The organism is Streptococcus sp. DD10 (genome assembly GCF_001578805.1).
Taxonomy (GTDB): domain Bacteria; phylum Bacillota; class Bacilli; order Lactobacillales; family Streptococcaceae; genus Streptococcus.
Genome location: NZ_KQ969157.1, coordinates 441,040 through 451,098 on the forward strand (window position 1 = coordinate 441,040; position 10,059 = coordinate 451,098).

The window sequence follows — 10,059 nt, forward strand, 5'->3', positions numbered from 1 at the left end:
CAATTTATCATACAAAAAAAGAGTTAGAACAGTTAATGACACAAGAGCACACCCCTATTTTTGTATTTGAAAATGAAAATAAACAACTCTTGGGTCACCTCTTTATCTCCATAAAAAAACCTAATTCTGGAGCATTGCAACCGATAAAAACTCTATTTATTGAAGATCTCTGTGTAGATGAAGGAGCACGCGGTCAAAAAATTGGAGAGCAACTTTTTCAATTCGCAGAAGAATACGCTAAGGAACTTGGTTGCTATAACCTAACTCTTAATGTTTGGAATGACAATAATGGTGCTCTTCGCTTTTATGAGCGACTCGGACTTCGCCCGCAAGAAACAGTAATGGAACGAATACTTCGTTAGACTTCCTTTTATTGTATATCGCTATCAACTGTATCCTTCATACGACAATTGAAATTCTATAAAAGCAGATCAAACTGCTTTTTTTATATGGTATAAGCAACTTTTATTCCACAAGAACTACTATAGTATACTATAAAATTATTGTTCTAAAGGATCACTTTAAACTATACCAGCACTCAATTCCTTCTCAGTGTTCATTTTAAAGTTAAAATCAAGAAAACAAAAAAGCTATACCAATCCCTATTGTTATCAGAAACAAAAAATTATTTTGAATTATAACGATATTCACCAAGAATTTTTTACTAAACTAGTCTAGATAATTTCATTAATAAAAACAAATTGTGAATTTTCTCAACTCGAGCGTGTAATAGACACAATCCCTATTTACTTTAGAAAACATCATTTTTCTCCTGAGTTGAGATGAAATTACTATCGCTGCGGCTTACTAAGTGAAAATAAGAAAGTTTCGAAATACTTTTTTACTATCATAATCGCCCCTCCTATAAATATATACTGATAAAACGAAAACTATTTTTCTCATATATCAAAAAGAGGACGAACCGTTTAAAATATTTCCCCATGTATAACTAGAAGCATCACTTTGGACACTCTTCATGCAGGATTATTATCACAAAGAGAGTGGGACAGAAATCGGTAATTCGTTAGAATTCGATTTCGTCGTCCCACCTCCACACAGTTGAGTAGGGCTGTAAAAGCTGATGAAATCAGCGTGGTAGAGCCCACTCAACCACTGCGTCTTGCTCGACAATCCAAAAACAATTGAGAGGCTAGGACTTTTGTCCCAGCCTCTCTTAAAAAGCCCCAGCAAAGCTGAGACTTCTATTTCATGATTAGATAGCTTCTGTTGTAAAGCTACGGCTTTCAAGCACACGCACCATAGCATCTGCTGTATCAAGCGCTGTGAAGAGTGGAATTCCAGCTTCAATAGCTGAGCTACGGATAGCTGCTCCGTCCTCGTCATAAGTACGTTTGTTACCAACCGTATTGATAATAGCTTGCGCTTTACCTGTACGAACGAGGGCTGGAATGTCGTTATCATCATTTTCACCCAATTTGTTAACAAGCGTTGCGTGAACCCCGTGTTCATTCAAGAACTTAGCTGTTCCCTCAGTTGCGTAGATACCATAACCAATAGCATCGAAACGACGAGCCAAGTCAAGGGCTTCTTCTTTAGTATCATCATGAATAGTAAAGATAACATTACCAAAGGTTGGCAAGTGGAGGTAAGATGCTTCAAAGGCTTTGTAGAGCGCTTTTTCAAGAGTCGCATCTGTACCCATAACTTCACCAGTTGATTTCATTTCAGGTCCAAGGAGGCTATCTACCTTAGCCAATTTTGTGAATGAGAAGACTGGTGCTTTGACATGAACATGGTTGCTTTCTGGGTAAAGACCATCTTTGTAACCTTGCTCAGCCAATAATTTACCAAGAATCAAGTTTGTAGCAACTTGAGCCATTGGGATATCAGTAACTTTAGACAAGAATGGTACGGTACGACTAGCACGTGGGTTAACCTCGATAACATAGACCGTTTCATCCTTAATAACGAACTGAATGTTCATCATACCGATACAGTTAAGACCAATAGCCAAGCGTTTAGTGTAGTCTGCGATAGTCTCTTGGATTTTCTTAGAAAGGGTTTGTGGTGGGTAAACTGCCATTGAGTCCCCTGAGTGAACCCCTGCACGTTCGATGTGTTCCATAATACCTGGAATCAAGACATCCTTACCATCAGAGATGGCATCCACTTCACACTCACGTCCAATGATATAGCTATCAACAAGAACTGGGTGGTCTGGACTTGCCTTAACGGCTGTACGCATGTAAGAACGAAGGTCTTCTTCATTTTCAACGATTTCCATGGCACGTCCACCCAAAACGTATGATGGACGAACAAGAACTGGGAAGCCAATCTTACGAGCTGCCTCAACCGCTTCTTCTTCATTTGTCGCTGTTTGTCCTGGTGGTTGTGGAATGTCCAAATCTTTAAGGGCTTGTTCAAAGAGGTCACGGTCTTCGGCACGGTCAAGGTCAGCAACCTGTGTACCCAAGATTTTCACACCAACTTTAGACAATGGCTCTGCCAAGTTGATGGCTGTTTGTCCACCAAACTGAACCACGACACCCTTAGGTTGTTCCAATTCGATAACGTTCATCACGTCTTCGAAAGTTAATGGTTCAAAGTAAAGTTTATCTGAAACTGAGAAGTCTGTTGAAACTGTCTCAGGGTTAGAGTTCATGATGATAGCTTCGTAACCTGCAGCCTGGATAGCTTTTACAGAGTGAACTGTCGCATAGTCGAACTCAACCCCTTGTCCGATACGGATAGGACCTGAACCAAGAACGATGACAGATTCTTTATCAGATTTGATTGATTCATTTTCCCACTCGTAAGTTGAATAGAAATATGGTGTTGATGACTCGAACTCAGCCGCACAAGTATCAACCATCTTGTAGACAGGAACAATGTTATTTTCCAAACGTGTCGCACGAACTTGGTCGGCTGTTTGATTCCAAAGATCAGCAATCTTACGATCAGAGAAACCGTTACGTTTAGCTTCTTTCAAAACTTCAACATCGCCTACGTGAGTAGCCAATTCTTGTTCCAATTCAAAGATATGGAGCAATTTGTCAAGGAAGAAGATATCAATCTTAGTCAACTCTGACAATTCTTCAATAGTATATCCACGACGGATGGCTTCAGAGAGGTAGAAGAGACGGTCGTCTTGAGCTTTGACAATCTTTTCAACCAAGGCATCGTCTGTGACGTCCGCAAGCTCAGGCATTTCATTGTGGTAAACACCGATTTCAAGTGAACGGCAGGCTTTAAGAAGTGACTCTTCGATGTTACGACCGATAGCCATAACTTCACCTGTTGCTTTCATCTGAGTACCAAGGCGACGTTCACCGTGTTCAAATTTATCAAATGGGAAACGTGGAATCTTAGCAACCACATAGTCAAGAGCTGGTTCAAACATGGCATAAGTTGTACCAGTGACTGGGTTAATCATTTCATCAAGTGTCAAACCAACAGCGATTTTGGCTGCCAATTTGGCGATTGGATAACCAGTCGCTTTTGAGGCAAGGGCTGATGAACGTGATACACGAGGGTTTACTTCGATAACATAGTACTTGAAGCTATGTGGGTCAAGAGCCAACTGTACGTTACAGCCACCCTCAATTTTAAGGGCACGGATAATCTTCAAGCTGGCATCACGAAGCATTTGGTTTTCAATATCTGACAAGGTTTGCGTTGGGGCAAATACGATTGAGTCCCCTGTGTGGATACCAACTGGGTCAAAGTTTTCCATGTTACATACCACAAGAGCATTGTCTGCGGCATCACGCATAACTTCGTATTCGATTTCCTTGAAACCAGCGATAGAACGTTCAATCAAACATTGTGTTACTGGTGACAATTTCAAGCCATTTTCAGCGATTTCACGAAGTTCTTCTTCGTTGGCACACATACCACCACCAGTACCACCAAGGGTAAAGGCAGGACGCACGATAACTGGGTAACCAATTTCTGTCGCAAAGGCAACTGCTTCTTCAACTGTATTGACGATTTCAGATTCTGGAATTGGTTGTTCCAAATCTTCCATCAATTGTTTGAAGAGGTCACGGTCTTCGGCTTGGTCAATGGCAGACAATTTTGTTCCCAAAAGCTCTACTCCGAGTTCTTCAAGAATACCAGCTTTTGACAATTCCATTGCCATGTTCAAACCGGTTTGTCCACCAAGTGTTGGCAAGAGAGCATCAGGACGCTCTTTACGAAGGATACGTGTGACAAATTCAAGCGTAATTGGTTCAATGTAAACCTTATCTGCGATTTCTTTATCAGTCATGATTGTCGCAGGGTTAGAGTTGACAAGGACAACACTGTAACCTTCTTCTTTCAAGGCCAAGCAGGCTTGCGTACCAGCGTAGTCGAACTCAGCAGCCTGACCAATGATGATAGGACCAGACCCGATAACCATAATTTTTTTAATATCAGAACGTTTAGGCATAATTTATGATACAAAGCCCGTTAAGGACCCAGTGAAAATAGGAAACGTGACGACGACGCCCAAGCGTCTAGTCACCGTTTATCTTTTTCACACAATCCTTAGGGCGTGTTCACTTCCGTGAACCTGTATCTTCTCCTTTCTATTTGACAACTCTCTGGTTGTCATTAAATATTTTTTCCAAGGATTTCTGATAAAAAATCTCATAAAGGAAAATGTTCACCCCACCTCATCGTAACCAAAATTAGGAAAGTACTTTTTTATTTATATTTCCATAAAATTTATGAAAGCGATCATCAATTAAAAACTTCTTAATTGATAAAACAATGCTTTTCTTTTGATTACCATTTTCAAGGGATAGGTAATTGAGTGAATCTTCCAACGTATACCCCTATGATGACTGATAGTCACTCTAATCAGCTTTCTTAAAAGCTTCTATCATTTCTAAAAACTCGTCAAATAGATAACTAGCATCGTGTGGACCAGGGGCTGCATCAGGGTGAAATTGCACTGAAAATCCTGGTAAATACCGATGTTTAACTCCTTCAACAGATCTATCGTTTATTTCTTCATGAGTCACCATCAAATGCTCAGGTAAGTTTTCTCTAGAAACTGCATAACCATGATTTTGACTAGTAAAATCTACTCGTCCTGTAGCAATTTCACGTACAGCATGATTAAACCCACGATGACCAAATTTCATTTTATAAGTCTTTGCGCCGTTTGCCATTGCAAACAGTTGATGCCCCATACAGATACCAAAAATTGGAATTGTCTCCTGTATCCCCCGAATCATTTCTAACACTTCAGGAACATCCTCTGGATTTCCCGGACCATTTGATAACATGACACCGTCTGGATTAAGATGTAGAATCTCTTTAGCCGTTATCGTGTGCGGAACAACTGTCACATTACAATTTCGCTTGGCTAATTCTCTTAAAATAGAATGTTTAAGGCCAAAGTCAACAAGTACAATACTTAGTCCAACACCAGGAGCAGGATAAGCTGTTTTAGTTGAAACTTGCTTAATATTATCTGTTGGTAACACTGTAGCTTGTAGCTGATCCGTAATGTGCTCTAAGCTATCTCCTACATGTGTAATGGTCGCCCTCATTGTTCCATGTTTGCGTATAATTTTAGTCAAGGCACGTGTATCAATACCAGAGATACCAGGGATGTTTTTCGCCTTCAAAAACTCATCCAAGGTCATTTGGTTACGCCAGTTACTGGCACGACGGCTGGCCTCTGAGACAACTACACCTTTAGTCGTTGGCTTAATTGACTCATAGTCATCACGGTTAATTCCGTAGTTCCCAACTAGTGGGTAAGTAAAAGTCAAAATTTGACCATTGTAGGACTGATCAGTAATCGATTCTTGATAACCCGTCATACCAGTATTAAAGACAATTTCACCTGTCACATCAACATCCGCACCAAACGCTTCCCCTTCAAACAAGGTACCATCTTCTAAAACAAGGAGTCTTTTTACCATTTATTATCCTTTCGTTGACGCTCTCAGACGTCTTTTAACGTTTGTTCTGATTACTTTGCTTGACGTCCAGCTAAAACTGCTTCTAAAATAGCCATTCGAACAAAGACACCATTTGCCATTTGCTTGACAATACGAGATTTTTCAGATTCGACTAGTTCATCTGCAATTTCCACTCCACGATTGACAGGCGCTGGGTGCATAATAATCGCATGTTCTTGCAATCGATTATAGCGTTCTTGGTCCAATCCATGTTCCTTATGGTACTTCTCTGCTAAGAAGCCTGTTTCTGCATTATGACGTTCATGTTGTACTCTTAGCAACATCAAAACATCTACTTGTTCAACTACTTCATCTAAAGTTACAAATTTTCCATAGCTCGCAAATTCATCACTACGCCATTCTTCAGGCCCTGCAAAATACAACTCCGCACCTAATCGTTTTAAAATGCTCATATTTGAACGCGCAACGCGAGAATGATTCAAATCACCAGCTATAGCAATCTTAAGGCCTTCAAATTTTCCGAATTCTTCATAAATCGTCATCAAATCAAGCAAACTTTGACTAGGGTGCTGTCCAGAACCATCACCACCGTTCACGATTGATGTGGTAATCCCTTCACTTTCAATTAGTGGTCGATAGTAATCTTCTTCCCAATGACGGATAACACAAACTTCTACACCTAGTGCCGACATCGTTAGAATTGTATCATACAAGGTCTCACCTTTACTTACAGAACTTGTTTTAGTATCAAAGTCTACCATATCAAGTCCTAGTTTTAATTCCGCTACTTCAAAAGATTTATGAGTTCGCGTTGAATTTTCAAAAAAGAGATTTGAGATGATGTGCTGTTCTTGATAATGAGCTTGCTCACCATTTTTAAATTCAATGCCTCGTTTGATCAGTTTAGTAACTTGCTCAATTGTTAGTTCTTCCATTGATACAACGTGTTGTAGTGCTTGTTGATTTGTAGACATGACGACTCCTTTTACTTTTTATAACCCAATAAGAACACGATCTTGACCATCTAGTTCGGTCATTTCAACAATAATTTCTTCAGACTGATTTGTTGGAATATTTTTTCCTACATAATCAGCTCGAATAGGCAACTCACGATGACCTCGGTCTACCAAAACTGCTAAACTAATTCGTGATGGCCGCCCATGAGAAACAATGTTATCAATAGCTGCTCGAATTGTTCGCCCAGTATATAAAACGTCATCTACTAAAATAACATCGCGATTAGTAATATCTACTGAAATATCAGAAGTGTCTTGACCACTTTTTATATCGTCTCGAAAAGGTTTCGTATCTAAAATAACCACAGGAACATCTATATTTTCCAATTGAGACAATCTCTCTTGAATACGATTTGCAATAAAAACACCTCGTGTTTTGATACCAGCTAAAACAATTTTATCAAGTTCTTTATTTCGCTCGATAATTTCATAAGTAATGCGAGTAATCGCTCGTTTGACAGTAATATCGTCAACTACTTCTTTTGTCTCCATGACAAATCCTCCACATATAAAAAATCTCCTTGAGAACAAGGAGATTACAGAAAATAGGGGGTACAGGACAGCCTGCACCTATTATCAGATTCTCCTTGCCTGCCTCACGGGACAGGATTAAAGGACTATTTTGTTATTCTTAGTGTAACATAAACAGAACTTTATTTCAAGTAGGAACTGTAAAATAGGTAAAAAACGATTATTGACAGATAAAAACAGCCCTTAAATCGAGCTGTTCTAATATATATTTATACCAAAATATTACCATTTGTATCTGCTTGTCGTAACATAGCAGAAATTCCTTGGAAAAAGCCAATCAATGCTGGAATGAATGTCCACGAAAACAAAAGATACATAAATCCAGTTCCAATTTTACCAGCATAAAAGTGATGAGCTCCTAGACCTCCGAAGAATAAAGCAAGAAGTGCATAGACCCATTTATTAACCCAACGTCCTGCACCAGCAGCATAAACAACCTGTTGCTGGGTTTGTTGGTTATTGTTTTCATTTACAATATTGATATTGATTTTATCTTGTAAATTGTCTGCTATCTTTTTGCTTTCAGCCAAATGTACGATTACTTCTTCGCCAGTATCATACACTTCTACTAAAGTTCCATTGCTTGGTTCAAATTCTAAACTTGCACGTGGAACTTTGATAATAGTCGAATCATCTTGTGCAATACTTACTTCAGTATCTGTTACTTTAATAATTTTAGCCATAACATCTCCTATAAAAACTTTATCAAGTTAATTATATATATATATATCGTTTGTCAAGTAATTTATAGAATTTATTAAAAAAATTATCAGATTTTCTTACCAATTGTCTTAATAACATATAAAACATAGCCCGAAAATAGATAAGCTATGAAGATAATGGCAACCATAGTGCCCACATATTGCCAGCCGTATTTAGTGACATTGATGAAAAAGTAGGCAAATGGGCTATCCTTGGCATTAGGAATAGGCCATTTGGTCACAAGACCGTTGAACAGAGCAAAAGCCATGTAAAACAAAGGAATCGCTGTCCAAAGGACGGGATCAAACCATCTGTACTGCTTACGCTTATCTACCAGTAAAGTATCTGCAAAAAACATGAGCGGAACAATATAGTGGCAGAGAAAATTTTCTAATCGATAAAAGTCTGTTGCAATGGGGGCCAACATAAAATGATAAATCACACAGGTAATCATAATAGACATGGTTACCGCACCTTTAAAACGCAAGATAGTTTGACTTTCCCATTTTTTTACTCTAGTCATTAAAGAAACTAAATATCCAGTAAAAAGCATTACGATAATATTAGATAAGACTGTATAATACATCAGCATACCTAATCCACCATGCTTGGTGATTTCTAAATAGACACCAACGATACTCAACATAAACAAAAGAATTCTATACAAATAAATTAGTTTGAATCTCATAGTATTTCTCCAAAAATTAAGAGGGATAGTCCCTCTATGATTATATTTTCTTTACAAATTCAGATTTTAGTTTCATAGCACCAAAACCATCAATTTTACAATCGATATTGTGATCACCCTCAACAATACGGATATTCTTTACGCGAGTACCTTGCTTAAGATCCTTTGGTGCTCCCTTAACTTTTAAATCTTTAATAAGAGTAACAGTATCACCATCAGTCAACTTATTACCGTTTGCATCAATAGCTACTACGCCCTCTTCTACTTGACTCTCTTCAGCTGGATTCCACTCATAAGCACACTCTGGACAGATCAAGAGTACCCCATCCTCGTAAACATATTCTGAATTACATTTTGGGCAGTTTGGTAGATTGTTCATCTTGTCTCCTTATTTGTTCAATTTCTAACTCGCCTAGTATACCATTTTTTAAACGTTTTGACAAATACTACTAAGTTTTGTATGTGTCGAATTTTTTGAGAAAGCTAAAATATATGAGAATTTCGAGAAAAAGAGCTAAACATTTGCATGTTCAGCCCTTGACGATGATACTTTTTTCTGTTATCATTGTAGTTGACTGAGTAACGCAAGTGTTAGTTGTTTTACTCGGTGGCGAGAGGTCCGAAACTCTCGCCTTTTTCTTTGTTTTTTGATAATTCTATTATACCATTTTATAGTAAAAAGTCAATCTTTGCATGCTAAAAAAGCACCAAAATTCAAGAGAAACTTTGCTTTTTTTCTTATGTATAATGAACAAATCTATTTCTTCTTACCTCCCATACGCCAGTCGAAATTTTCATTAAAAGTCGGGAGATTATAATCTTTTGTACGATCCACCCTAGCTGGTCTCGTCACCCTTTCAACTGTCAACTTCTCTAAACTTTGATATTTTTGATAATCCTCTCTCCAAGAACCAAAGAATAAATCCCTCAATTCATCTTTGTGAGCTAATAAAATCATCTGTGCCATGGTCAGCCCTCCTTTTCTGGACCAATACATGCCTCTGTGCTTCATCCGATACGTAATCTTACGATGTTGACTTTCAATAATTCCAAGAGTTGCCCCATCCAATCCTCTCATTTTGGCTGGTTTGGTGTACTGAAATTGACGTAAAAACTTTGAAGCATAATATGCAAACGTTGTTTCTTGTCTTTCTGTTTCAACTAGGGATTCGATCGTATCAAGTGTCCTGCGCAACAATGACTTATCATGCTCACGTATAGCTTGAAAAAGGTCGTCTTG

At 38.4% G+C, this 10,059-nt stretch carries 8 protein-coding genes and 1 pseudogene; 1 reads left to right on the top strand and 8 read right to left on the bottom strand.

Going from position 1 to position 10,059, the window contains the following annotated elements:
• On the top strand, nucleotides 1-362 hold a 362-nt coding region (locus STRDD10_RS01920; RefSeq protein ID WP_156468580.1), incomplete at its 5' end, for a GNAT family N-acetyltransferase.
• Between the two features lie 851 nt (nucleotides 363-1,213).
• Here STRDD10_RS01920 and carB read toward each other — a convergent pair.
• The 8 genes and pseudogenes from carB to STRDD10_RS01960 form a co-directional block, all read right to left on the bottom strand.
• The gene (gene carB / locus STRDD10_RS01925) at nucleotides 1,214-4,393 is read right to left on the bottom strand and encodes a carbamoyl-phosphate synthase large subunit (RefSeq protein ID WP_067192657.1); all 3,180 of its coding nucleotides are present in this window, start codon (nucleotides 4,391-4,393) and stop codon (nucleotides 1,214-1,216) included.
• A gap of 409 nt (nucleotides 4,394-4,802) precedes the next feature.
• The gene (locus tag STRDD10_RS01930; RefSeq protein ID WP_067192659.1) at nucleotides 4,803-5,882 is read right to left on the bottom strand and encodes a carbamoyl phosphate synthase small subunit; all 1,080 of its coding nucleotides are present in this window, start codon (nucleotides 5,880-5,882) and stop codon (nucleotides 4,803-4,805) included.
• A 50-nt stretch (nucleotides 5,883-5,932) separates the two neighbouring features.
• Nucleotides 5,933-6,856, bottom strand: coding sequence for an aspartate carbamoyltransferase catalytic subunit (locus tag STRDD10_RS01935; protein ID WP_067192661.1), 924 nt, complete (start codon nucleotides 6,854-6,856; stop codon nucleotides 5,933-5,935).
• 18 nt (nucleotides 6,857-6,874) lie between these two features.
• Nucleotides 6,875-7,390 carry a bifunctional pyr operon transcriptional regulator/uracil phosphoribosyltransferase PyrR gene (pyrR, locus tag STRDD10_RS01940; RefSeq protein WP_067192662.1) on the bottom strand — a complete coding sequence of 172 codons (516 nt, stop codon included), beginning with the start codon at nucleotides 7,388-7,390 and terminating at the stop codon, nucleotides 6,875-6,877.
• 248 nt (nucleotides 7,391-7,638) lie between these two features.
• Complete coding sequence (locus STRDD10_RS01945) at nucleotides 7,639-8,112, bottom strand: TM2 domain-containing protein (RefSeq protein WP_067192664.1); 474 nt, start codon at nucleotides 8,110-8,112, stop codon at nucleotides 7,639-7,641.
• 86 nt (nucleotides 8,113-8,198) lie between these two features.
• Nucleotides 8,199-8,819 carry a Pr6Pr family membrane protein gene (locus STRDD10_RS01950; protein ID WP_067192666.1) on the bottom strand — a complete coding sequence of 207 codons (621 nt, stop codon included), beginning with the start codon at nucleotides 8,817-8,819 and terminating at the stop codon, nucleotides 8,199-8,201.
• 40 nt (nucleotides 8,820-8,859) lie between these two features.
• Nucleotides 8,860-9,198 carry a zinc ribbon domain-containing protein YjdM gene (locus STRDD10_RS01955; protein ID WP_067192667.1) on the bottom strand — a complete coding sequence of 113 codons (339 nt, stop codon included), beginning with the start codon at nucleotides 9,196-9,198 and terminating at the stop codon, nucleotides 8,860-8,862.
• A gap of 378 nt (nucleotides 9,199-9,576) precedes the next feature.
• Nucleotides 9,577-10,059 (bottom strand): annotated as a pseudogene (locus tag STRDD10_RS01960) (ISLre2 family transposase); the annotation flags it as partial.

Excerpts from the sequence above, each read along its gene's own strand:
- pyrR (WP_067192662.1), bottom strand. The coding sequence starts at position 7,390 with ATGGAGACAAAAGAAGTAGTTGACGATATTACTGTCAAACGAGCGATT.
- carB (WP_067192657.1), bottom strand. The coding sequence starts at position 4,393 with ATGCCTAAACGTTCTGATATTAAAAAAATTATGGTTATCGGGTCTGGT.
- STRDD10_RS01950 (WP_067192666.1), bottom strand. The coding sequence starts at position 8,819 with ATGAGATTCAAACTAATTTATTTGTATAGAATTCTTTTGTTTATGTTG.
- STRDD10_RS01955 (WP_067192667.1), bottom strand. The coding sequence starts at position 9,198 with ATGAACAATCTACCAAACTGCCCAAAATGTAATTCAGAATATGTTTAC.
- STRDD10_RS01945 (WP_067192664.1), bottom strand. The coding sequence starts at position 8,112 with ATGGCTAAAATTATTAAAGTAACAGATACTGAAGTAAGTATTGCACAA.
- STRDD10_RS01935 (WP_067192661.1), bottom strand. The coding sequence starts at position 6,856 with ATGTCTACAAATCAACAAGCACTACAACACGTTGTATCAATGGAAGAA.
- STRDD10_RS01930 (WP_067192659.1), bottom strand. The coding sequence starts at position 5,882 with ATGGTAAAAAGACTCCTTGTTTTAGAAGATGGTACCTTGTTTGAAGGG.